This window comes from Micromonospora sp. CA-248212, assembly GCF_050948405.1.
GTDB lineage: Bacteria > Actinomycetota > Actinomycetes > Mycobacteriales > Micromonosporaceae > Micromonospora.
This window is the reverse complement of the sequence record NZ_CP192023.1, coordinates 6370968-6393610: the sequence shown is the minus strand read 5'-3', so window position 1 is coordinate 6393610 and position 22643 is coordinate 6370968. Positions and strand designations below refer to the sequence as shown.

Annotated in this window: 17 protein-coding genes and 1 pseudogene; 12 read left to right on the top strand and 6 right to left on the bottom strand. The window is 72.6% G+C overall.

Annotation, left to right across the window (positions count from 1 at the left end):
• Positions 1-97: 97 nt before the first annotated feature.
• The 4 genes from guaB to ACQP03_RS30005 all read left to right on the top strand — a co-directional run bounded on the left by guaB (position 98) and on the right by ACQP03_RS30005 (position 5952).
• Complete coding sequence (gene guaB / locus ACQP03_RS30020) at positions 98-1660, top strand: IMP dehydrogenase (RefSeq protein WP_357126310.1); 1563 nt, start codon at positions 98-100, stop codon at positions 1658-1660.
• Between the two features lie 31 nt (positions 1661-1691).
• Entirely contained in the window at positions 1692-2810 is a 1119-nt protein-coding gene (locus ACQP03_RS30015; RefSeq protein ID WP_357126307.1) for a GuaB3 family IMP dehydrogenase-related protein, read from the top strand.
• Between the two features lie 151 nt (positions 2811-2961).
• Complete coding sequence (locus tag ACQP03_RS30010; RefSeq protein WP_357174442.1) at positions 2962-4383, top strand: M1 family metallopeptidase; 1422 nt, start codon at positions 2962-2964, stop codon at positions 4381-4383.
• Positions 4384-4491: 108 nt separating this feature from the next.
• Positions 4492-5952 (top strand): M1 family metallopeptidase, encoded by a 1461-nt coding sequence (locus ACQP03_RS30005; protein WP_363660484.1) that lies wholly within the window; start codon positions 4492-4494, stop codon positions 5950-5952.
• A 48-nt stretch (positions 5953-6000) separates the two neighbouring features.
• On the opposite strand, the gene ACQP03_RS30000 is transcribed toward ACQP03_RS30005, so the two are convergent.
• The gene (locus tag ACQP03_RS30000) at positions 6001-7119 is read right to left on the bottom strand and encodes an LCP family protein (protein ID WP_396832835.1); all 1119 of its coding nucleotides are present in this window, start codon (positions 7117-7119) and stop codon (positions 6001-6003) included.
• A 146-nt stretch (positions 7120-7265) separates the two neighbouring features.
• On the opposite strand from ACQP03_RS30000, the gene ACQP03_RS29995 reads away from it, so the two are divergent.
• Positions 7266-8963 (top strand): GMC family oxidoreductase, encoded by a 1698-nt coding sequence (locus ACQP03_RS29995; RefSeq protein ID WP_357126295.1) that lies wholly within the window; start codon positions 7266-7268, stop codon positions 8961-8963.
• Here ACQP03_RS29995 and ACQP03_RS29990 read toward each other — a convergent pair.
• Positions 8952-9413, bottom strand: coding sequence for a GNAT family N-acetyltransferase (locus ACQP03_RS29990; RefSeq protein WP_357126291.1), 462 nt, complete (start codon positions 9411-9413; stop codon positions 8952-8954). The genes ACQP03_RS29995 and ACQP03_RS29990 overlap by 12 nt on opposite strands.
• A gap of 172 nt (positions 9414-9585) precedes the next feature.
• Here ACQP03_RS29990 and guaA point away from each other — a divergent pair, with 172 nt between their 5' ends.
• Positions 9586-11142 (top strand): glutamine-hydrolyzing GMP synthase, encoded by a 1557-nt coding sequence (gene guaA, locus ACQP03_RS29985; protein ID WP_357126288.1) that lies wholly within the window; start codon positions 9586-9588, stop codon positions 11140-11142.
• 7 nt (positions 11143-11149) lie between these two features.
• On the opposite strand, the gene ACQP03_RS29980 is transcribed toward guaA, so the two are convergent.
• Positions 11150-11488: a PspC domain-containing protein gene (locus tag ACQP03_RS29980; RefSeq protein ID WP_357126286.1), complete on the bottom strand. Its 339-nt coding sequence runs from the start codon at positions 11486-11488 to the stop codon at positions 11150-11152.
• A gap of 144 nt (positions 11489-11632) precedes the next feature.
• On the opposite strand from ACQP03_RS29980, the gene ACQP03_RS29975 reads away from it, so the two are divergent.
• From ACQP03_RS29975 to ACQP03_RS29965, 3 genes are all read left to right on the top strand, one after another.
• Positions 11633-12583: an NUDIX hydrolase gene (locus ACQP03_RS29975; protein ID WP_433459269.1), complete on the top strand. Its 951-nt coding sequence runs from the start codon at positions 11633-11635 to the stop codon at positions 12581-12583.
• A gap of 136 nt (positions 12584-12719) precedes the next feature.
• On the top strand, positions 12720-13607 hold the full coding sequence (locus ACQP03_RS29970; RefSeq protein WP_433461228.1) for an NUDIX hydrolase: 888 nt from the start codon (positions 12720-12722) through the stop codon (positions 13605-13607).
• A 347-nt stretch (positions 13608-13954) separates the two neighbouring features.
• Complete coding sequence (locus ACQP03_RS29965) at positions 13955-14887, top strand: CDP-alcohol phosphatidyltransferase family protein (RefSeq protein ID WP_357126586.1); 933 nt, start codon at positions 13955-13957, stop codon at positions 14885-14887.
• 51 nt (positions 14888-14938) lie between these two features.
• Here ACQP03_RS29965 and ACQP03_RS29960 read toward each other — a convergent pair whose 3' ends face one another.
• The 3 genes and pseudogenes from ACQP03_RS29960 to ACQP03_RS29950 all read right to left on the bottom strand — a co-directional run bounded on the left by ACQP03_RS29960 (position 14939) and on the right by ACQP03_RS29950 (position 18944).
• Positions 14939-16192 (bottom strand): phosphatidylserine decarboxylase, encoded by a 1254-nt coding sequence (locus ACQP03_RS29960; RefSeq protein WP_357126280.1) that lies wholly within the window; start codon positions 16190-16192, stop codon positions 14939-14941.
• Positions 16193-16827: 635 nt separating this feature from the next.
• Positions 16828-17082 (bottom strand): annotated as a pseudogene (locus tag ACQP03_RS29955) (hypothetical protein); the annotation flags it as partial.
• Positions 17079-18944, bottom strand: a complete 1866-nt coding sequence (locus ACQP03_RS29950; RefSeq protein WP_433459266.1) for a PspC domain-containing protein — start codon at positions 18942-18944, stop codon at positions 17079-17081. The gene ACQP03_RS29950 and the pseudogene ACQP03_RS29955, both read right to left, overlap by 4 nt.
• Before the next feature lie 160 nt (positions 18945-19104).
• Here ACQP03_RS29950 and ACQP03_RS29945 point away from each other — a divergent pair, with 160 nt between their 5' ends.
• The 3 genes from ACQP03_RS29945 (at position 19105) to ACQP03_RS29935 (ending at position 22408) form a co-directional block, all read left to right on the top strand.
• Positions 19105-20370 (top strand): PspC domain-containing protein, encoded by a 1266-nt coding sequence (locus ACQP03_RS29945; RefSeq protein ID WP_357126274.1) that lies wholly within the window; start codon positions 19105-19107, stop codon positions 20368-20370.
• A gap of 2 nt (positions 20371-20372) precedes the next feature.
• Positions 20373-21053 carry a response regulator transcription factor gene (locus ACQP03_RS29940; protein ID WP_357126583.1) on the top strand — a complete coding sequence of 227 codons (681 nt, stop codon included), beginning with the start codon at positions 20373-20375 and terminating at the stop codon, positions 21051-21053.
• 191 nt (positions 21054-21244) lie between these two features.
• Entirely contained in the window at positions 21245-22408 is a 1164-nt protein-coding gene (locus tag ACQP03_RS29935; protein WP_363661430.1) for a Cys-Gln thioester bond-forming surface protein, read from the top strand.
• The last annotated feature ends 235 nt before the right edge of the window (positions 22409-22643 follow it).

The window sequence follows — 22643 nt, the reverse complement described above, 5'->3', positions numbered from 1 at the left end:
TGGGTACGATGGGACGACGTGCCGGCACCGTGGCGTGTTCCGGTGCCCGCCCGCGCCACCTCGCTGAAGCCCATCCGAGCAGCTCAGGGGAGCAATCGTGGAAAATTCGCCCAGCACCGATCTTCCGGCCGGCGTCGAGCACGCCGACCTGGGCGGCCACCTGCCCGAGCTGCCCGCCGGCTCGGCCCGGGTCGTTCCGCTCGGGCTCACCTTCGACGACGTGCTGCTCCAGCCGGGCGAGTCGGACGTGGTGCCCAGCCGGGTCAACACCCGGACGAAGCTCACCCGCAACGTCGAACTGACCGTCCCGCTGCTCTCCAGCGCCATGGACACGGTCACCGAGGCGCGGATGGCGATCGCCATGGCCCGCCAGGGTGGCATCGGCGTGCTGCACCGCAACCTGTCCCTGGAGGACCAGGCGCTCCAGGTCGACCTGGTGAAGCGCTCCGAGTCCGGCATGATCACCAACCCGGTGACCGCCAGCCCGGACGACACGCTGCGCGAGGTCGACGAGCTGTGCGGGCGGTACCGCATCTCCGGCGTTCCGGTGGTGGACGGCAACGGCCAGTTGGTCGGCATCGTGACCAACCGCGACATGCGCTTCGTCACCGAGCCGGACACCCCGGTCCGCGAGATCATGACCCGGACTCCGCTGGTCACCGCCCGGGTCGGGGTGAGCAAGGACGACGCGCTGGCGCTGCTGCGCCAGCACAAGGTCGAGAAGCTGCCGATCGTGGACGACTCCGGCCGGCTGCGCGGCCTGATCACGGTGAAGGACTTCACCAAGAGCGAGCAGTACCCGAACGCCACCAAGGACGACGCCGGCCGGCTGCGGGTGGCCGCCGCCGTGGGTGTGGGCGAGGACGCGTACAAGCGGGCGCGCACGCTGGTCGACGCCGGTGTCGACGTGCTGATCGTGGACACGGCGCACGGGCACCAGCGGGCCGTGCTGGACATGGTCCGCCGGCTCAAGAAGGACGTGACGATCGACATCGTGGGCGGCAACGTGGCCACGTACGCCGGCGCGAGGGCGCTGGTCGAGGCCGGCGCCGACGGCATCAAGGTGGGTGTGGGCCCGGGCGCGATCTGCACCACCCGGATCGTCGCCGGCGTTGGCGTCCCGCAGATCACCGCGATCATGGAGGCGGCCCGTGCCGCCCGCCCGGCCGGCGTGCCGGTGATCGGTGACGGTGGCATCCAGTACTCGGGCGACATCGCCAAGGCCCTGGTCGCCGGCGCGGACACGGTGATGCTCGGCAGCCTGCTGGCCGGCTGCGAGGAGAGCCCCGGCGAGCTGATCTTCATCAACGGCAAGCAGTACAAGGCGTACCGCGGGATGGGCTCGCTCGGCGCGATGCAGTCCCGGGGGCAGGCCAAGTCGTACTCCAAGGACCGGTACTTCCAGCAGGACGTTCTCGCCGAGGACAAGCTGGTCCCCGAGGGCGTCGAGGGCCAGGTGCCCTACCGGGGCCCGCTGTCCGCGGTCGCCCACCAGCTCATCGGCGGGCTGCGGGCCGCCATGGGGTACGTCGGCGCGGAGAGCATCCCCGAGCTGCACCGGCGCGGCCAGCTGATCCGGATCACCGCGGCCGGGCTCAAGGAGAGCCACCCGCACGACATCCAGATGACCGTCGAGGCGCCCAACTACCACTCCCGCTGACCCCACCACCCCCAACCACCTGGAGTCCCCCATGCGTGACGTGGTCGAGATCGGGCTGGGCAAGACCGCGCAGCGCGGCTACCACCTGGACGACATCGCCATCGTGCCGAGCCGCCGGACCCGGGACGTCGACGACGTCTCGACCGCGTGGCAGCTCGACGCGTACCCGTTCGGCATCCCCTGTGTCGGGCACCCCTCGGACGCCACGATGAGTCCGTCGTCGGCGGTCCGGTTGGGCCAGCTCGGCGGTCTCGGCGTGCTCAACGTCGAGGGTCTGTGGACCCGCTACGAAAACCCGACGAAGGTGCTGGACGAGCTGGCCGGCCTGGACGAGGACGCCCGTGCCACCAAGCGACTCCAGGAGGTCTACGCGGAGCCGATCCGTCCCGACCTGATCGCCGAGCGGGTGCGCGAGCTGCGTGCCGGCGGCGGCACGGTGGCGGTGCGGGTCTCCCCGCAGCACACCCTCGCGCTGGCGCCGGTGATCCTGGACGCCGGGGTGGACATCCTGGTCATCCAGGGCACCATCGTCTCGGCCGAGCACGTGTCGACGACCGACGAGCCGCTGAACCTCAAGGAGTTCATCGCCGACCTCGACCTGCCGGTGATCGTCGGCGGCTGCACGGACTACAAGACGGCGCTGCACCTGATGCGGACCGGCGCGGCCGGCGTGATCGTGGGTATCGGCGGCGACGAGTGGTCGACGACCGAGTCGGTGCTGGGCATCCGGGTGCCGATGGCCACCGCCATCGCGGACGCCGCGGCGGCCCGTCGTGACTACCTGGACGAGACCGGTGGCCGGTACGTGCACCTGATCGCCGATGGTGACATCCAGACCTCCGGTGACATCGCCAAGGCGCTCGGCTGCGGCGCGGACGCGGTGATGCTCGGTGAGCCGCTGTCGCTCTGCGACGAGGCCCCCGCCGGTGGCGCCTGGTGGCACTCGGCGGCCAGCCACCCGTCGCTGCCCCGGGGCGCCTTCGAGGTGTCCGGTGACCCGATCGGCTCAATGGAGCAGCTGCTCTTCGGGCCGGCGGACGAGGCGGACGGCCAGCTCAACCTGTTCGGTGGGCTGCGTCGGGCCATGGCCAAGTGCGGCTACCGCGACCTCAAGGAGTTCCAGAAGGTCGGGCTGGTCCTCGACCGCTGATCGCTCGCGTCGCCGAAGGGCCGGCTCCGCCACCGGGCGGGGCCGGCCCTTCGCCGTCACCGTCGACGCCCTCGCCGTCGATTCGGGCATCCGTCGGCGGGTCGGTGGCTACGCTCGGTCCTGACCCCGGGTGGCGCGGAAGGAGTGGTGCATGGTCCGGAGCGGACTGACGCCGCCGCGCCGTCGGCTGGTCGCCACTCTCACGGCTCTGAGCTGCGCCGTCGTGCTGACCACGGCCGGCTGCACGGGCGACGACGACGGCTTCCGGCCCGGTGCGGTGGACGCCGGTGACCCGTACGTGCCGGGCCGGGGTAACGGGGGCTACGACGTCACGCACTACGGGCTGGACGTCCGCTACGACCCGAGGACGGACCGGCTCACCGGTCGGGCCACCATCACGGCGACCGCCACCCAGAAGCTGTCCCGGTTCAACCTGGACCTGGTCGGCCTGAACGTCGACGGGGTCACCGTCGCCGGCAAGCGCGCCCAGCACCGACGCGACGACGGCGAGCTGGTGGTGACCCCACGCGCCGGGCTCGCGCGCGGTCGGTCGTTCACGGTGACTGTCGACTACGCGGGCGTGCCCACCCCCGTCGACGACGGCGTGCTGGGCAGCGGCGGTTTCCTGCACACCGCCGACGGGGCCATCGCGCTCGGGCAGCCCGAATCGGCGGCCACCTGGTTCCCGGTCAACGACCACCCGTCGGACAAGGCCAGCTACGACATCGCGGTGACCGTCCCGGACGGACTGTCCGCGTTGAGCAACGGGGTGCCCGGCCCCCGGAGCAGCGCCGACGGGTGGACGACCTGGCGCTGGTCGGAGCGCACCCCGATGGCCAGCTACCTGAGCACCCTCGTGATCGGGAACTACCGGGTGGTCTCCGGCACCCACGCCGGAAGGCCGCTGGTCACCGCGGTCGCGGCGAGCCTGCCGGCGAACGGTGGCGCGGCCGGCTCGGTGGCCCGCACCGGGGAGATAGTCGACTTCCTGGCCAGCCGCTTCGGTCCGTACCCCTTCGACTCGTACGGCGGGATCGTGGTCGCCGACGAGCGGATCGGGTACGCGTTGGAGACGCAGTCCCGGCCGGTCTACGGGCCGGCCTTCTTCACCGGCGACCACCCGAACCCCGGGGTGGTGGCGCACGAGCTGGCCCACCAGTGGTTCGGCGACAGCGTGTCCCTGCGCAGGTGGAGCGACATCTGGCTCAACGAGGGCTTCGCCAGTTACGCCGAGTGGCTGTGGGAGGAGCACGACGGCGGCCGGACCGCGCAGCGCAACTTCGAGCTGCAGTACGCGTCGACCGACTGGTCGGAGCCGTCGGTCGAGCCGGGCCGGGAGCGGATGTTCGGCACCGCCGTCTACAAGCGCGGCGCGCTCGCCGTGCACGCGCTGCGCCGGACGGTCGGTGACGACACCTTCTTCCGCATCCTGCGCACCTGGACGTCGGAGCGGGCGTCCGGCACCGCCACCACCTCGGACTTCGTGGCGCTGGCCGAGCGGGTGGCCGACCGGCAGCTCCGGCCGCTCTTCGACGCCTGGCTGGTGGGCGGCGCGGCACCGACCCTGCCGTGACGGCCTTGTGATCATCTATCGATAGGCTGCCGCCTGCGATCGGGCAGGAGCGCCGGTCGCGCGGGGGTGGCGCGGCCCTCCCGCACCGGGTGTACGGGGAGGTTCGTGATGCGGGGTAGGCGGCACAGGCTGCGGGCGGGCGTCGGTCTGCTGGTGACCGGGGCGCTCGTGTTGTCCGGATGCGACTCGTCCACACCGGAGGCGGCACCGCCGTCGCCGAGCGCGTCCCCGACGCCGTCGCGGAACTTCACTCCGGGTGCGGCCGGAGTCGGCGACGCCTACTTCCCCAGCTACGGCAACGGCGGGTACGACGTCGGGAAGTACACCGTCAAGGTGCGCTACGACCCGGCGAAGGACCGGTTGACGGGTGCGACCACCGTGCAGGCCACGGCGACGGCGGACCTGTCGACCTTCAACCTCGACCTGGCGGGCCTGACGGTCACGACGGTCACCGTGGACGCCGCGCCGGCCACCCACACGCGGAACAAGAACGAGCTGGTCATCACGCCGGCGGCCGGCCTCATCACGGGCAACGGATTCGTGGTGGAGATCGCGTACGAGGGTGTGCCGAAGCCGCTGAAGAACGAACTGCTCGGCGAGGGCGGTTTCCTGCACACCGCCGACGGCGCCATCGCCCTGGGTCAGCCCGAGTCGGCGAGCACCTGGTTCCCGGTCAACGACCACCCGTCGGACAAGGCGGCGTACGACTTCGAGATCACCGTCCCGCAGGGCATCACCGCGGTCAGCAACGGCGTGCCGGGCGGTAGCACCACCACGGATGGCTGGACCACCTGGAAGTGGTCGGAGAAGTCGCCGATGGCCAGCTACCTGAGCAACGTGGTGATCGGCAAGTTCCGGATCACCACGGGCCAGCACAAGGGCAAGCCGGTGTACAGCGCGGTCACCACGAAGGTGGCCAAGGGCGCCTCCGACGCGTCGATCGCGAAGACCGTCAAGGTGGCCGACTACCTGGAGACCGTCTTCGGGCCGTACCCGTTCGACGCGTACGGCGGCGTGGTGGTCTCGGACAGCCGGATCGCGTACGCGCTGGAGACGCAGAGCCGCCCGGTCTACTCGGCCGGCTTCTTCCGGCGGGGCGAGAACACCGAGGTGGTCGCCCACGAGCTGGCCCACCAGTGGTTCGGCGACAGCGTGGCGCTGGCCAAGTGGGAGGACATCTGGCTCAACGAGGGCTTCGCGACGTACGCGGAGTGGCTGTGGGCGGAGCACACCAAGGAGTACACCGCCAAGCAGGCCTTCGACATCCGGTACCAGCGGGTGCCCGCCACGGTGTGGAAGACCCCGCCGGGCAAGCCGGGCGTGAAGGACCTGTTCAGCGAGTCGGTCTACCAGCGCGGCGGAATGACCCTGCACGCGCTGCGGGTGGCCGTCGGTGACAAGGCGTTCTTCGAGATCGTCAAGACGTGGGCGGCGGAGAAGCGCAACGGTGTCGCCACCACCGCCGAGTTCGTGGCCCTCGCCGAGCGGATCTCCGGCAAGCAGCTCGACGCGCTCTTCGACGCGTGGCTCTTCGGCACCAAGAAGCCCGCCCAGCCCAAGAAGCTCTGACCCCGCCCACGCCCCCGCCCGCCCCACCGGGCGGGGCGGGGGCCGGGCTCAGTTCTTGACCACCAGTTTGGGGTGGGCCTTCAGGTACGCGTCGGCGCGACCGGCCCGGAGTTCGGTGATGAACGTCCGCCCCTCGCTGGTGAGCTGTTCGCCCCGGTAGGCGCTGCCCTTGCCGACGCCGGAGCCGGGCAGCCCGACCAGGGTGAACTGGTTCTCCGGCACCCCGCTGAGGGCGTACGCCAGGTCGACGATCCGGTCGCCGCCCACGTACACCAGGGTGTCGCCCAGGGCGGCGACCACCTGGTCGACCCGCTCGGGCTGCCGGGCCAGGCCCTCGTCGAGGATCTTGCGGGTCAGGGCCTTGACGAGTTGCTGCTGGTGACGCTGGCGGGCGTAGTCGCCGCCGGTGATGTAGCGCTGCCGGGCGTAGTCCAGTGCCTGCCAGCCATTGAGGTGCTGTTCGCCCTTCTCGTAGACCTTCTGCGGGCCGGTGTAGCCGCCGGGGGCGCTGTCCCGGTACTTGCCGTCCGGCTTGCGGTGCAGGGACGCGACCCGCTGGTCGACGTAGATGTCCACCCCGCCGAGGGCGTTCACCAGCTTGTCGAACCCGCCGAAGGTGAGCACGGCGCCCGCGTCGATCCGCAGCCCGGTGTAGCCGCTGACCGTGCTGCGCAGCAGTTCGTACCCCTGGGCCGTGCTCGGCTGCTTGGGCTTGCCCGGCACCCGGCTGCCGAAGCTCATCGAGTGGGTGAGCTTGGTCTTGCCGCCCTTGTAGCCGGCCTTGGGGAACGGCGGGATGTCCACCAGCAGGTCGCGGGGGAGCGAGAAGAGGTACGCCCGGCCCAGGCCCTTCGGCACGTGCAGCACCAGGACGGCGTCGGAGTGCGGCTCCCAGCCCGGCACGCTGACCCGGGTGTCCACGCCGACCAGCAGCAGCGTCAACGGGCCGCTGATGTTCGCGCCCGGCGGCGGGCCGGTCGGGCTCGGGGTGGGTGGGGCGGCCGGCGACGGGCTCGGCGAGCCGGCCAGCGGGGTGCTGGCGGGCTTGTCGTCGCCGCTCAGCCGCATGATCACCGTCGCTCCGCCGACGACCAACGCCACGACGGCGAGCGCCGCCAGCCCGAGCAGCAGCCAGCGTCGGCGCGGCTCCATCGACCCCAGGATCATCGTGTGCTTCCTTCCACCCGTATCCGGAACAACGCTCCGACGGGTGCTCCGGGTTGTGGCCGGGAGGCGACGGGTCGGTCGGCCGGTGCATGATCGCGCGAAAACGGGCGCTGGCGCGAGCGCTACTCGCGAGTAATGATGCGTCCATGCGGTACGACGTGGTCGTCATCGGGTCCGGCTTCGGCGGCGGCGTCACCGCCCTGCGGCTGGCGGAGAAGGGCTATTCGGTCGGTGTCGTCGAGGCGGGCCGCCGCTTCGCCGACGACGAGTTCCCGCAGACGTCGTGGCGTCTGCGCCGGTTCCTCTGGGCGCCGAAGCTGGGCTGCTACGGCATCCAGCGGCTCACCCTGCTCCGCTCGGCCGCCGGCCGGTCCGGCGGCGGCGTGCTGGTGCTCTCCGGAGCGGGGGTGGGCGGCGGGTCACTGGTCTACGCGAACACCCTCTACGAGCCGCTCGACGCCTTCTACCGCGATCCACAGTGGCGCGACGTCACGGACTGGCGTGACGAGCTGGCCCGCCACTACGACCAGGCGAAGCGGATGCTCGGCGTCACCACGTACCCCGTCCACACGGGCGCGGACCGCGCCATGCGGGCGGTGGCCGACCGGATGGGGGTGGGGCACACCTTCCACGCCACCCCGGTCGGCGTGCACATCGGTCGTCCGGGTGAACGCGTCGCCGACCCCTACTTCGGTGGCGTCGGCCCGCAGCGCACCGGCTGTCTGCACTGCGGCTCGTGCATGACCGGCTGCCGGCACGGCGCCAAGAACACGTTGGCCAAGAACTACCTCTGGCTCGCCGAGCGGCTGGGCGCCACCGTGCACCCGCTGACCACGGTGACGGCCGTCCGGCCGGCCGCCGGTGGCGGGTACGAGGTGCACACCGAGCGCACCGGGGCGTGGTTGCGCCGACGGCGGCAGGTCATCCACGCCGACCAGGTGGTCTTCGCGGCCGGGGCGCTCGGCACGCAGCGGCTGCTGCACGAGATGAAGGCCACCGGGGCGTTGCCGCGCCTGTCGGACCGGCTGGGCGCGTTGACCCGGACCAACTCCGAGGCGATCCTCGGCGCGTCGATCCCCCGGCGACGGGCCCGACGGGAGCGGACCGACTTCACCGAGGGGGTGGCGATCACCAGTTCGTTCCACCCCGATCCGCAGACCCATATCGAACCGGTCCGCTACGGCCGCGGCTCGAATGCCATGGGCCTGCTCCAGTCGCTGCTGGTCGACGGCGGGCCGCACCGGGTCCGGCGCTGGCTGGGCAGCATCGTCCGGCAGCCGCGCCTGGCCGCGCGGATGCTGACCGTGCGCGGCTGGTCGGAGCGGACGGTGATCGCCCTGGTGATGCAGTCGGTGGACAACTCGTTGACCACCCGCTGGCGGCGCGGTCCGTGGGGCCGCCGCCTGGTCGCGGGGCCGGGGCACGGTACCCCGAGCCCGACGTGGATCCCGGCCGGCAACACCGCCACCCGACTGCTCGCCGAGGAGATCGGCGGTACGCCCGGCGGCTCGCTCACCGAGCCGTTCGACATCCCGGTCACCGCGCACATCCTGGGCGGGGCGGTGATCGGCGCCACCCCGGCCGACGGGGTGGTCGACCCCTGGCACCGCGTGTACGGCCATCCGGGCCTGCACGTGGTCGACGGCGCGGCCGTCTCCGCCAACCTCGGGGTCAACCCGTCGCTGACGATCACCGCGCAGGCGGAGCGGGCGATGTCCTTCTGGCCCAACCGGGGCGACGAGGACCCCCGGCCCCCACTCGGAGATCCGTACCGACGGCTGCCGGCCGTACCCCCGCGCACGCCGGCCGTGCCCGCGGACGCCCCGGCCGCCCTACGCCCCTGACAGGGGCCGGCGGAGGATGTGGTTGACGCCGAACACGGTGTCGCTGACGCGGACGTCGGTGTAGCCGAGCCGGTGGTAGAACCCGTGCCCGGTGTGGCTGGCGCCCGTTTCCATGAACGCGTGCCCCTCGGCCCGGGCCAGCTCCTCGACGTGCCGCATCAACCGGCGGCCGACGCCGCGGCCGTGCGCGTCCGGGTCGACGAACATGGTGTAGACCTTGTTGCCGTCGCGGGACACCGTGCCGACCGGGCGTCCGTCCTGCTCGGCGACGTAGATCCGCCGCTCGGCACTGAGGTCGCGGAACCGGTCGGCGGTGAAGTGGTCGCACATCCGGTCGATCAGCTCGGCCGGGTAGTCACGGCTGTTCACCTCCCGCAGGCAGCGGACGACCAGGGCCGACAGTGCCTCGCCGTCCTCGGGGCGGAACGCTCGGATGGTCAGCTCGGTCATCGGCACGCCTCCGTCCGGTCCGCACGGGGATCGTCGCGCACCGTATCGGGACGCGGGACGCCGTCGCCACCCCGCCGGACATCACGGGGCATACCGCCGACGGTGCGGCCGCCGCGCCGAGTGCGTGGGGCGCGGGTCGGGCCGGGGGTGACTGTCGGTAGGCTTTGTGCACATGAGCCTGCCTCGCCCCGTCCTCGTGGTGGACTTCGGAGCCCAGTACGCCCAGCTCATCGCGCGCCGGGTCCGCGAGGCGAAGGTCTACTCCGAGATCGTGCCGCACTCCATGCCGGTCGCCGAGATGCTGGCGAAGAACCCGGCCGCGATCATCCTCTCCGGCGGTCCGGCCAGCGTGTACGCGCCGGACGCCCCGCAGATCGACGCCGGCCTGTTCACGGCCGACGTGCCGGTCTTCGGCATCTGCTACGGCTTCCAGGCGATGGCCCAGGCGCTCGGCGGCACCGTCGCGCACACGGGCAGCCGGGAGTACGGCGGTACCCCGCTGCGTCCCCGCCTCACCGAGCCGGGTGTGCTGCTGCGTGACCTGCCGGCTGATCTGCCGGTCTGGATGAGCCACGGCGACTGCGTCACGGAGGCCCCCGAGGGCTTCACGGTGACGGCCGAGTCGGCGGGTGCGCCCGTGGCGGCCTTCGAGGACATCGTCGGCCGCCGGGCCGGCGTGCAGTTCCACCCGGAGGTCGGGCACACGGCGCACGGCCAGGAGATGCTGACCCGCTTCCTGTACGACATCGCCGGCATCGAGCCGACCTGGACGCCCGAGAACATCATCGACGAGCAGGTCGCCCGCATTCGGGCGCAGGTCGGCGACAAGGAGGTCATCTGCGGCCTCTCCGGCGGGGTGGACTCGGCGGTCGCCGCCGCGCTGGTGCACCGGGCGGTCGGTGACCAGCTCACCTGCGTCTTCGTCGACCACGGCCTGCTGCGCGCCGGTGAGGCCGAGCAGGTCGAGAAGGACTACGTCGCCGCCACCGGCATCAAGCTGAAGGTGGTCGACGCGGCGGAGAGGTTCCTCGGCGCGCTGGCCGGGGTGACCGACCCCGAGCAGAAGCGCAAGATCATCGGCCGGGAGTTCATCCGGGTCTTCGAGGCCGCCGCCCGGGAGATCGCCTCGCACGGTGACGTGGAGTTCCTCGTCCAGGGCACCCTCTACCCGGACGTGGTCGAGTCCGGCGGCGGCACCGGCACCGCCAACATCAAGAGTCACCACAACGTCGGCGGCCTGCCGGAGGACCTGAAGTTCGCGCTCGTCGAGCCGCTGCGCACGCTCTTCAAGGACGAGGTCCGGGCGCTCGGCCTCCAGCTCGGCCTGCCCGAGGCGATGGTCTGGCGGCACCCGTTCCCCGGCCCCGGTCTGGCCATCCGGATCATCGGCGCCGTCGACCGGGAGCGCCTCGACCTGCTGCGTCAGGCCGACCTGATCGCCCGTGCGGAGCTGACCGCCGCCGGCCTGGACCGGGGCGTCTGGCAGTTCCCCGTGGTGCTGCTCGCCGACGTGCGCAGCGTCGGGGTGCAGGGTGACGGGCGCAGCTACGGGCATCCCGTGGTGCTGCGCCCGGTCTCCAGCGAGGACGCGATGACCGCCGACTGGTCCCGGCTGCCCTACGAGGTCGTCGCCCGGATCTCCACCCGGATCACCAACGAGGTCGCCGAGGTCAACCGCGTGGTGCTGGACGTGACCAGCAAGCCGCCGGGCACCATCGAGTGGGAGTGAGCGGGCCTCACGCGGCCGGCGGGGTCGTCGGCGGGTAGGGCGGCGTCGGGGCGTACCCCGGCGGTGGACCGCCCGGCGCGGACCCGGCGGTCGGCGCGACGCCCGCCGGGTGCGGCCAGGCGGGCGCGCCGGTGGGCTCCTCGGGCATCAGGAACCACATGATCGGGTACGCGAGCAGCGCGACCCCGCCGGTGAGCAGGCCGGTGACCGCGAAGGCCACGCGGATCAGGGTGGGGTCGACGTCGAAGTAGCGGCCGAGGCCACTGGCGACCCCCGCCACCATGCGGTCGGTGGTGGGTCGCCGGAGCTGCTTGTACGGGGCCTGGGGAGCGGCGGTAGGTGTCATGCCTCCACGGTCCTCGTCGACGCCCGGCCTGCCCTCGGTGACCGCCCGGATCCCTACCCTGATCGATCCCTGAGCGGGAAGCGAGAAGTCAGGAATCCGACTCTTTTCCGTTCCGGTAACGCGGCCCGGGGAGAATTTGGACCCGTGACCACCATGCTGGAGCCGCTCCGCAGGATCGCGGCATACGCAGTTTGTGCTGATTCAGACGGCCGAGTGTTGCTGGTCCGCGCATCGGAGCGCTCCGGCACCCCCGGCACCTGGTCGCTGCCCGGAGGGGCGGTCGACCACGGCGAGGACCCCCATCACACGGTGGTCCGCGAGACCGCCGCCGAGACGGGCCTCTCGGTCGCCGTCTCCGGCCTGGCCGACGTGCTCGCCGACATGCGGGCGCTGCCCGAGCGCGGCATCACCATCCACACCGATCGCCTGATCTACCGGGTGGCGGTGCGCGGCGGCACGCTGGCCGACCGGGCCGGCGAGCGTCCCACCGACCTGGCCCGGTGGTACACGCTTGACGAGGCGCGTCAGTTGCCGCTGCGCTCCTTCACCGCCCGCACTCTCGGCCTCCCCTCCTCCTCGGCCGACGTGGTGCCCGAGGAGGCCCCCGAGTTCCCCTCCTTCTACGCGGTCCCCGGCCCGGACGGGCTGCACCGGGCGCAGCGCTTCGCCGCGTACGCGGTGTGCACCGACCCGGCCGGCCGGGTGCTGCTCACCCGCATCTCCGACGGCTACCCGGGCGCCGGCTGCTGGCACCTGCCCGGCGGCGGCACCGACTACGGCGAGCAGCCCGGCGCGGCGCTCATCCGGGAGCTGGTCGAGGAGACCGGCCAGGCCGGACGCCTCGTCGAGCTGCTCGGTGTGGCGAGCCACCGCGACGCCGCCTCGCTCGGTCCGGAGGGTTATCCGATCGACTGGCACGGCGTACGCGCCTTCTACCGCGTGGTGGTCGACCAGCCCAACCCGCTGATCATCGGCGACGTCGGCGGCTCCACCTGCGAGGCCCGTTGGTTCGCCCGCGAGGAGTTGGGCGCCCTGCCCACCGACCGCCTGACCGAGGTGACAGCCGAAGCAGTCCAAGCAGCCCAACTAACCTGACCCCCACCCCCACCCTGGCCCCCGCCCACCGGCCTCGCGGTGATCATGAAGTTATTGTCAGGACACGCCGAGATGGACGGCGATAACTTCATGATCACCGGGTGCTGTTGGGGACGGGGGTAGGGGCGTGGGCGGGGTGGAGTCGGTGCGGCGGGTTGGTTCCTATGGTCTGTTGGGGGATCTGGGGCGGTTTCTGGTTGTCCGGGATAGCGGGGCGCGGGCCTGGTCGCTGCCGGGAGGGCTTGTCGCGCACGCGGAGCACCCGGAGCGGGCCGTGGTGCGCGCGTTCACCGAGCAGACCGGTTCGAGCGCGTCGGTGGGTCGGTTGCGGGCTGTCGTCGCGGACGTGAACGCCGACGCGGGTGGCGGTACGTCGGTGCACACCGACCGCTTGCTGTTCGACCTCGCCGTACCTGACGGTGTGCCGGAGGTCACCGGCGGTGGCGTGGAGACCCGTTGGGTCGACCCCGGGGCCGTGGCCGAGCTGCCGTTGACGCCGTTCAGCGCCGAACTGCTCGGCCTGCCCGCCGTTTCGCTTCCGGTCGACGCGTACCCGTCCGCCGAGCCGCCCGCGCCGTCGCATCCGGATCGCCGGCTGCGCTTCGGGGCGTACGGGCTGGTCACCGACCCGGCGGGGCGGATCCTGCTGACCCAGATCGCCGACGGCTACCCCGGTGCCGGCAAGTGGCACCTACCCGGCGGCGGCACCGATCACGGTGAGCAGCCGACCACCGGGCTGCTCCGGGAACTGGTGGAGGAGGGCGGTCAGGTGGGCCGCGTGGTGGAGCTGCTCGGCGTGGACAACCTGCACAACCCGGCCGCGCTCGGCCCGGAGGGTCGTCCGTTGGACTGGCACGGCGTCCGGGTGGTCTACCGGGTGCTGGTGGACGCCCCCACCGACGCCGTGGTGACCGAGTCCGCCGGTGGCTCGACCGCGCGGGCGGGCTGGTTCACCGTCGCGCAGACCGCTGAGCTGCCGCTGACCGGCATCGCTGCCTCGGCAATCGGACAGCTGGCCGCATAGCACTCGGCTCAGCGAGCCGAGTTGGCTACCCTCCGGTAGAGTCAGAGGCGGGAATGGTGGAGGAAACGGGCGATGAAGCCCGGGATGGGGAATAACAAGCGGTTCGCGTGGTTTGTACCAGATGAGTACCGCCGGCAGCTATCGCCAAGCCCCGTTCCCCTGTGCGATGGTGTACTCCGCCAAAACGGCTGCCGGGCCACGTAAGGTCCGGCACGAGACAGCCGGACACCCGCCCCCCGAGGGCGGCAAGCCGATCCGGTGATGGAGGAAACGTGCCGAGAGCCCTTTGGCGCCGGCGTCGTACGACTGACAGTCCGCGCCCCGCAGGGCGTCGCTGGGCGGGCCAGTTGCGCCGCAGCAGCACGTTCGCCCGCCAGGTGTTGCTGGTCCGGGTGGGCCGCCGTGACGGTGACCTGCGGACCACCGACCTGACACTGCCCGAGCACCGGTACGCCGACCGCCAGCGCCGTCGCTACGGCCTGGACCGGCTCAGCCGGCCTGCCGGCGTCAGCCGCGCCGGCATCGAAGCGGTCATGCCGGTCAGCCCGGCGCTGCCGATGGCGCACACCGACGAGGCCACCGCCGGGTCGATCCCCCTGCTCCCCGGCGAGCGCACGATGGCCCGCCGGATGAAGTTCGCCCTGGTCAACGCCTGCACCCTGGCCAGCCTGATGCTCGGCATGCTGGCGATCTTCCTGGCCATGCAGGGCGAGGTGCGCATCGCCGCCCTCTGCCTGATCGCCTGCGTCATCTTCGACGGCCTGGACGGTGCGTTGGCGCGTCGGCTCGGCGTCGCCAGCCCGTTCGGCGCTCAGATGGACTCGCTCGCCGACATGTGCTCGTTCGGCCTCGCCGCGCCGGTGGTGGTCTACGCGTCGCTCGCCGGCTCCGTGTCGACGGCCGCGGCTGCGGTCGCCTGTGCGCTGGTCGCGGCGTGCGCGGCGATCCGGCTGGCCCGCTTCAACGTCTCACCGAAGGACGGCCGCTTCTTCTGCGGTGTCCCCACCACCATGGCCGCCGCCGTGCTCGCCGTGACCGTGGCGATCGGTCTGCCGGTGCCCGGCTTCGTGCTCGTGGCCGGCGTGGCGCTGCTCGCCTTCGCGATGGTGTCCAGCTTCCCGTACGCCAAGCTCGCGCGCCTGGTGAAGCTGCCGCCGTGGCTCTGGCTCGCCCCGGTGCTCGGCGCGCTCGTCGACATCCGGCTCACGTTCGCCCTGATCGTGGTCGGTTACCTGATCAGCGGGCCGGTGCTCTGGCTGCGCCAGCGTCGTACCGCCTGACCCGACGTACGAGAACGGGGCGCCGCGGACAGCGGCGCCCCGTTCTTCGTCTCAGCGCCAGCGGGCGATCACCGTGGCGCCGCCGACGACCTTGTCGCCCGGCCCCACCAGCGGTTCCGCGGCGTCGGCCGGCAGGTAGACGTCGGTCCGCGAGCCGAACCGGATGAGCCCGAACCGCTCGCCCTTGGCCAGCAGCGCGCCGATCGGCGCGCGCTGCACGATGCGGCGGGCGATCAGACCGGTCCGCTGCGCGACCACCACCGTGCCGCGGCTGGTGTCCAGCACCGTGTACGCGGCGACGTTGTGCTCGGCGTCCGGCTTCATCGCGTTGACGAAACCACCGTCGGCGACGAAGTAGTCCACCACCTTGCCGGCGACCGGGGCCCGGTTGACGTGCACGTCCAGCACGGACAGGAAGACCGCGACGCGCAGCCACTCGCCGTCACCGAACCGCTCGTCGTGCAGCCGCTGCACCGACAGGACCTTGCCGTCCGCGCTGGCGACCACGGCGTTCGGGTCCTCCGGCACGTCCCGCTGCGGATCCCGGAAGAACGCGGCGACCGGGCCGGCCGCCAGCGCCGGCAGCAGCCACAGCTTGGACGACGGACGCGCCACCCGGGCCAGCGCCGCCAGACCCAGCGTGATGCCCGCCGCCGCCACCCCGTTGGAGTCGATGTGCATGCCCCTGGTCAGCGGCACGCTGGACGGCCGGTACGCCGGGGCCAGCCGGTCGGCCGCCGCCGGACTGGCCGGCGTGAACCGCAGTCGGTGGACCCGTATCGGCGGCGAGTTGCGCAGCACCAGGTCGCTGCCGACGCCGTACAGGGCGTCCTGGCGGCCCAGCTCGCCGGCCGCGCCGGTGGTCCGGCCCGGCGTCGCGGTGGTGGCGACGGTCAGCACCGCGCCGTCGGCGAGGTACTTCGACAACCCCTGGATGTCGTGACGGGCCTCCTCGGCGGTGCCGACGAACGCCTCACCGGCGACGACCACCGCCGCGGGCTCGGCGTCGGAGAGCGCGTCGACCACGTGTACCCGGTCGGCGACCCACCGGCCCTGGGCGGTGACGTGCTCACGGAGCGCGGCGGCGGTGGACGACTCGGCGGGCACCACGGTGAGCCGGTCGCCGGGGAGCAGCGCCTCGATCGCCGCGGCCAGCACCGCGGACTCCGGGCTCACGCCGACCAGCAGGGCGACCTTCGGGTCGTTCATCCGGGCCAGCTCGGAGACGAGCGTACGGGCGGCTCGCTCGCCGATGCGGACCGGACCGGACCGGCCGGTGGTACGCACGGCGGGGGACTGCGTCATGACGGGCGGGCTCCTGACGGGGTAGAGACGGGAATCGCGGCGGGGGCGCCATGGCGGGACGGGCCGGCCGGCGGAGGCGAGATCTCCACCGGCCAGCATATGCGCCTGTCCGCCCCGGCCGCAGCGGCGAGCCCTCCGGCCCGGGGCGACCGCCGGGGTCAGGAATCCTCTCGCCGCCCCGCCCGCTCGTCAGCGCCCGCCGGATCGTCGCCGGTGGCGGGGCCGGCGCTGGCCGCCGGATCCTTGTCGCCGGCCGACGTCTCGGCCGACGGATCGGCCGCCCGGGTCTCGCCGACCGGGGTGAGCGGGTGGTCGACCCGGGTCGGTTCGGCGGCCTGCGCCGTGGCCGGCGAGGTCTCCGGCTCGGCCGGGGCGTGCGCCAGCCAGGCGGGATGGACCATGCCGGCCGTCGCCGCGTCCGCCGTGCTCAGCTCGGCCGTGGGCGGCTCCGGTGTGCCCAGCTCGGCCATGGGCGGCTCCGGTGTCCGTAGTTCGGCCGTGGGCGGCTCCGGCGTGCGTAGCTCCGCCGTGGGCGCAGGGTCGGGCATGGACTCGAACATGGTCGGCGCGGGCGGCTCGTACCCGGTCGGCTCGAACGAGGCGGTCCGCGGCGTGCCCTGCTCGGCTGCGACGGGCGCGGGCGCGCCCGTCGCAGCGGAGGCCGTCGCACCCGGTCCGGTGGTCTCGATCGGCTCCGGGCGGCCGGACCGGCCGGAGCGCAGCGCGCCGACCAGACCGAAGACTCCGATCAGGATCAGCGCGCCGGCCAGGAACCAGCCGACCGGCGGCAGCGCGAGCCCGAGCAGTTGGGCGAGCAGCCACCAGGCCGACAGCGCCAGGAACACCAGCCCGAAGGCGAACGAGAGCAGGTCCGTACGGTGAGCCTTCACCGGGTCACCTCCAGGTTGCCGGCATTGACGTGGATGTACAGCCGCAGCTTCCCGCCGCCGGGGCCGTCCGCGCCCAGGTCGGTGGACTCCCGCAGCCGGCCGTCGATTCCGCCGGATCGGTTGCCGAAGACGGTGGCGTCGCCGGCGTTGACGTCGGCCACCGTGGTGACGTCCACGTTGGGCGGTACGACCACGGTCGCCTGACCGAAGTTGATCGCCACGGTCACCTGGGTGTCCTGCTTCGTGAAGTCGATGCCGCGCAGGTCGAGGACGGCGTCACCGAAACTGTTCTCGTACCGGTCGGCGAGGTCGCGGTAGTCGGTGGGCGCCCAGGTGACCGCGCCGTCCACGCCCCGGATCCGGTCGTAGGACTCGGCGACGGTCGCCGTGCCCAACGCGGCGGCCGTCACCAGCCCCAGCGCGATCAACCAGCGCGCCCGGCCGAACCAGGTGCCGACCAGCAGTCCCAGCCCGATAGTGGCCAACGCGGCCGCGAAGTACGCCGAGGCGCCGACGTCGAAGACGTCCAACAGGTCGAGCAGGGCGACCACGCCGAGCGCCAGGAAGATCAGCGAGAAGGTCACCGGACCGAGCGGCGAACGCTCCCGGGGTCGCTTCGGTGGCTTCGGTGGCTTGGGCGGGGGGTACGCGACCGGCGCCGGTGCCGCGTACGGGCCGTGTGGAGCGAACGGAGGGCGGTATCCGCCCGGCGTCGTCGCCCCGGGGAGGGTGGACGGGCCGGCGGCGGGTACGGCGGTCACCGGCGCCGACGGCCAGCCGCTGGTGGGCGAGTCGCCGCCCGGCCATCCGGGATCGGGGGCCGGCCAACCGGTGCCCTGCGACGTGGCCGTCGCGGCGGCCGGCTGCGCGGACACCGGACCTGCCCCGGACACCAGCGTCGCCGGGGATGCCGGCTGCGCGCCGACGGGCGGCTGCGCCGTCGCGGGCGGCTGACCACCCGGGACAGGCGGGTACGCGCTCTGCGGCGCGGTGGCGTACGACAGGGTGTCGCCCGCCAGCGGCGCGGTCGCCAGCGGACCGCCGGGCGGCACCGTGCCGTACGCGGGAGCGGGCCAGGCGACCGGCGGAACCGGCCCGGGTGGCGTGCCCGCCGGGGCGGGCGGCACCGGTCCACCCGAGGGCTGTGGCCCACGGTTGTCCCGGTTGAGGAGCAACGCGCCGCCGATCAGGATGGCCGCGCCGAGCAGGACCGCGCGGAAGGCGTCGGTGACGATGTAGCCGAAGCTCGCGGCCACCAGGATGCCCAGGATGATCACGGTTACCGGGGACATGCTGGAACGGCCCCGCCCCAGCATGGACTCCACCGGAGAGGCCGTGTCGCCCTCGTTGGGGATGATCAGCCAGGCGGCGACGTACACCAGGATGCCGATGCCGCCGAAGAACCCGAGCACGGCGAGGAGCACCCGCCACAGCACCGGGTCGGTGTTGGTGGCTCGTCCGATCGCCGCGCAGACCCCGGCGAGGTAACGGCCGTCGCGGGGCCGGACCAGCCCGTACCGCGAGGTGAAGCCGGTGCCGCCCAGCGGGCCCCCGGACGGTCCGGCCGTGCCGGGCCCTCCAGGCGTACCCGCGCCACCGCCGGGCCCGTAGCCCGTGCCGGTCGTACCCCCGCCGGGCCCGTAGCCCGTGCCGGCCGCGTAGCCGGCACCCGGCGCGTAGCCGGCACCCGGGGCGTAGCCGGCGCCCGGCGGCTCGTGCTGGGCGTCAGTCGGCGGTGTGGCGGGTGGGCCGAACGTGGTCGGCTCGGTCCAGCCGGCGGGTGTCGTGGGCGGTGCGGGCGGTACTGAACCGCCCGACTGTGCCGGCCCGGGGCGGGGCGGCGGGGCAGCTTCCTCGGTCATGCCTCGATCCTGCGACCCACCTCGCCCGAACGACCTCAGGACCCGACCCTGACACCACCCTGAGATCTCCAAGGCCGGAATGTCGGGGGCGTCCCCGTGGTCGTGGGACGCCGCAGCGTGTGACGATCGAACTCACCGACCCGCACCAAGCCCCACCACCGTGACCAGGGAGCCTGTGATCAGCACCGTGACCCCGCCTCCGCGCCTGTACCGGGCCCCCGAGCATCGGATGGCCGCCGGCGTGGCCGCCGGTATCGCCGATCACCTCGGCATCTCGGTGCTGCGCGTGCGCGTCGCGTTCATGGTGCTGCTCGGGCTCAGTGGGCTCGGCCTGCTGCTGTACGCGGCGTTCTGGGCGGTGGTGCCGCTGCGGCCCGGTGACACCGCCGTGCCGCCCCGGCGGGACGTGGCCCAGCTCCTGCCGTTCGTCGCGATCGGGCTCGGCGTCCTGTTGATCCAGGTGATGGTCTTCGACTCGGTCGGCGCGGCGGGCACCGCCGGGTGGCTGGTGGCCATCATCGCGGTCGGCGCGGGCGTGATCTGGCACCAGTCGGCGCCCGAGCGGCGGCGGCGCTGGGGCGAGACGATGCCGGTCCCGTGGCTTGGGGCGGTCGTCGAGGAGAGCGACCGGCGGGCCTTCGTGCTCCGGTTCATCGGCGGCGGGGTACTGGTCGCGGTCGGCATCATCGGTGTCGCGGCGGTCTACTCGCCGGCACAGAACTTCGACGCGGTGATCAACGGGGTGATCTTCGCGCTGGTCGGGTTGGCCGGGGTCGGCGTGGTCGCCGCGCCGGTGCTCTGGCGGACGTACAACCAGCTCCGCGCGGAGCGTGAGGGTCGCATCCGGGAGCAGGAGCGGGCCGAGCTGGCCGCGATGGTGCACGACCAGGTGCTGCACACCCTGGCGCTGATCCAGCGCAACGCGGGCGACGTCAAGACGGTGCAGCGGTTGGCGCGGGGGCAGGAACGCTCGCTGCGCAACTGGCTCTACAAGCCCACGGCCTCGCCGAACGAGCGCTTCGCGGCGGCCCTGGAGCAGGCTGCCGCCGAGGTCGAGGACACGTTCGCGATCACCGTGGAGGCGGTGGTGGTGGGTGACCGCGAGACCGACGAGAAGGTCGGCGCGCTGGTCGCCGCCGCCCGGGAGGCGCTGGTGAACGCGGCACGGCACGCCGGCGTGCAGACCGTGTCGCTCTACGCCGAGGTGGAACCGGAACAGGTAAGTGTCTTCGTCCGGGACCGGGGCAAGGGCTTCGATCCGGATACGGTGGAGGACCACCGGCACGGCGTACGCGGTTCGATCATCGGACGGATGAAGCGGCACGGCGGACGGGCCGAGATCCGGTCCGGCCCGGGGGAGGGGACTGAGGTCCGGTTGATCCTGCCGATCTCCCGGGACTCGTCCGCGGCGGAGAGGAACAAATGACCATGGCCGAGCAGCCGACGGAGCACCCGGTTCAGAGCCGCCCGGAACGCCTGCGGGTCTTCCTGGTGGACGACCACGCGATGTTCCGCGCCGGGGTACGTGCCGAGCTGGGCGCCCACGTCGAGGTGGTGGGCGAGGCGAGCACGGTGGCCGAGGCGGTGGCCCGGATCGCCGTCACGGTGCCCGACGTGGTGCTGCTCGACGTGCACATGCCCGACGGTGGCGGCCGCGCGGTGCTGGAGGCGATGCGGCGCAGTCACCCGCAGGTCAAGTTCCTGGCCCTGAGCGTCTCCGACGCGGCCGAGGACGTGATCGGGCTGATCCGGGCCGGCGCGCGGGGGTACGTCACCAAGACCATCTCGCCGGACGAGTTGGCCGCCGCGATCCGCCGGGTGGCCGACGGTGACGCCGTGTTCAGCCCTCGGCTGGCCGGGTTCGTGCTGGACGCGTTCGCGGCGCGGCCGGACGCGCCGGTCGCCGACCCGGAGCTGGACCAGCTCACCAACCGTGAGCGGGAGGTGCTGCGCCTGCTCGCCCGGGGGTACGCGTACAAGGAGATCGCCAAGGAATTGTTCATCTCCATCAAGACGGTGGAGACGCACGTGTCGAACGTGCTGCGCAAGCTCCAGATGTCCAACCGGTACGAGCTTTCCCGCTGGGCGGCGGACCGCCGGCTCGTGTGATTAATTCCTCCGCCCCGGCAATTCGGACACATGCCACGGATGCCGCCGGGCGGGGCTGACAAAAGATCAACCGTGGTTCCATACTGCCCCGGTCCCGTTTCCGCGCGTGGGTGTCGCATCCCGCGGAAACGACGGCTCACGCGCGTGCCCGCGGATCGCGGGTCACCCCTGGGGGAGAGGTACCACTTCTGATGTTCGGACAACGAGGACAACGCTGGGCGCGGGTCGCCCTGGCCGCTGTCGCGGGCAGTGCCCTGGCGTTCGGCGTGGCTGGCGCCGCCGCCGCCGCTCCGGCCACCGGTGTGGCCAAGGCGGTCGAGGGCAGCCAGGTCAAGCTCAAGCTCGACGGCAAGCCGATCCAGACGTCCGCGCTCGCTCTGAAGATCGACGGCAAGCTGGTGCCGGCGTTCTGCATCGACTACCACACCAACGTGAAGCTCGACGGCAAGTACGAGGAGGGCACCTGGGACGAGTCCCAGGTGAAGAACCTCGGCAAGGTGCAGTGGGTGCTCACCCACGGTTACCCGAACGCCGACTCGACCAAGCTCCTCGCCGCCGCCGGCGTGGAGACCAAGATCGGCAAGAAGCAGCTCGACAACCTGCTCTACTTCGGCACCCAGACCGCCATCTGGCACTTCAGCGACGGCATCGAGCTGGGCGCCTGGGAGAAGGACCTGCAGCCGCGCAACCAGTACGAGGTGATCACGAAGGTTCGTGACTACCTCGTCAAGAACGCCACCGACCAGCCGGAGCCGCGTGCCGAGCTGTCCGTCGACCCGGCCAGCGCCACCGCGACGGTCGGCGGCAAGGCCGGTCCGTTCACGGTGAAGGGCCCGGCGGGCGCCATCACCGTCGCGGCCACCGGCGGCACCGCCGTCGACGCCGAGGGCAAGCCGGTCACCACGACCACCAACGGCGGGCAGTTCTGGCTCGCCGCCGAGGCCGCCGGCACGGTCAACGTGACCCTGACCGCGCAGGACTCGGTCTCCTTCGGCCGGGTGTTCCTGTTCACCGGCCCCAAGAAGGCGCAGAAGCTGATCCTCGGTGGCAGCACCGGCGCGACGGTCACCGCCCAGGCGGCGGCCACCTTCACGGCCGTCCCCACGACGCCGCCGGCCACCCCGTCGGCGACCCCGAGCGCGTCGCCGTCGCCGACCACCCCGTCGGCCACGCCGTCGGACTCGGCGCAGCCGGCCAGCCCGGCCCCGTCCACCTCGCCGGCGAGCAACGGTGGCGGCCTGCCGCTGACCGGTTCGCCGATCGCGGCGGCGGCGACCGCGGGTCTGCTGCTGCTCGCCGCGGGCGCGGTGGCCGTCCTGGTGGTGCGTCGCCGTAAGGTCCGCTTCACCGCCTGATCCATTTCGCCGCACCATCGGCCCCGGAACCGCGCGAGCGGTGCCGGGGCCGATGTCATCTCGGCCGTAGGTGGTGTGCAGAAGTCCGTCCGCGGCGCCCTCGTCCACCCAGTTGGTGCTGGTGCCCGTGTAGCGGACGAGGACATCATCCGGACGGGTAAAGAACACTGAGTGCGCGAGCGGTCACCGATCGACGGCCCCGGGTGCGGGGTGACTCACAAAGACCGGGATCTGA

Excerpts from the sequence above, each read along its gene's own strand:
- ACQP03_RS29950 (WP_433459266.1), bottom strand. The coding sequence starts at position 18,944 with ATGACCGAGGAAGCTGCCCCGCCGCCCCGCCCCGGGCCGGCACAGTCG.
- ACQP03_RS29940 (WP_357126583.1), top strand. The coding sequence starts at position 20,373 with ATGGCCGAGCAGCCGACGGAGCACCCGGTTCAGAGCCGCCCGGAACGC.
- ACQP03_RS29960 (WP_357126280.1), bottom strand. The coding sequence starts at position 16,192 with ATGACGCAGTCCCCCGCCGTGCGTACCACCGGCCGGTCCGGTCCGGTC.
- ACQP03_RS30000 (WP_396832835.1), bottom strand. The coding sequence starts at position 7,119 with ATGATCCTGGGGTCGATGGAGCCGCGCCGACGCTGGCTGCTGCTCGGG.
- ACQP03_RS29990 (WP_357126291.1), bottom strand. The coding sequence starts at position 9,413 with ATGACCGAGCTGACCATCCGAGCGTTCCGCCCCGAGGACGGCGAGGCA.
- ACQP03_RS29980 (WP_357126286.1), bottom strand. The coding sequence starts at position 11,488 with ATGACACCTACCGCCGCTCCCCAGGCCCCGTACAAGCAGCTCCGGCGA.
- ACQP03_RS30015 (WP_357126307.1), top strand. The coding sequence starts at position 1,692 with ATGCGTGACGTGGTCGAGATCGGGCTGGGCAAGACCGCGCAGCGCGGC.
- ACQP03_RS29935 (WP_363661430.1), top strand. The coding sequence starts at position 21,245 with ATGTTCGGACAACGAGGACAACGCTGGGCGCGGGTCGCCCTGGCCGCT.
- ACQP03_RS30010 (WP_357174442.1), top strand. The coding sequence starts at position 2,962 with ATGGTCCGGAGCGGACTGACGCCGCCGCGCCGTCGGCTGGTCGCCACT.
- guaA (WP_357126288.1), top strand. The coding sequence starts at position 9,586 with ATGAGCCTGCCTCGCCCCGTCCTCGTGGTGGACTTCGGAGCCCAGTAC.
- ACQP03_RS30005 (WP_363660484.1), top strand. The coding sequence starts at position 4,492 with ATGCGGGGTAGGCGGCACAGGCTGCGGGCGGGCGTCGGTCTGCTGGTG.
- ACQP03_RS29995 (WP_357126295.1), top strand. The coding sequence starts at position 7,266 with ATGCGGTACGACGTGGTCGTCATCGGGTCCGGCTTCGGCGGCGGCGTC.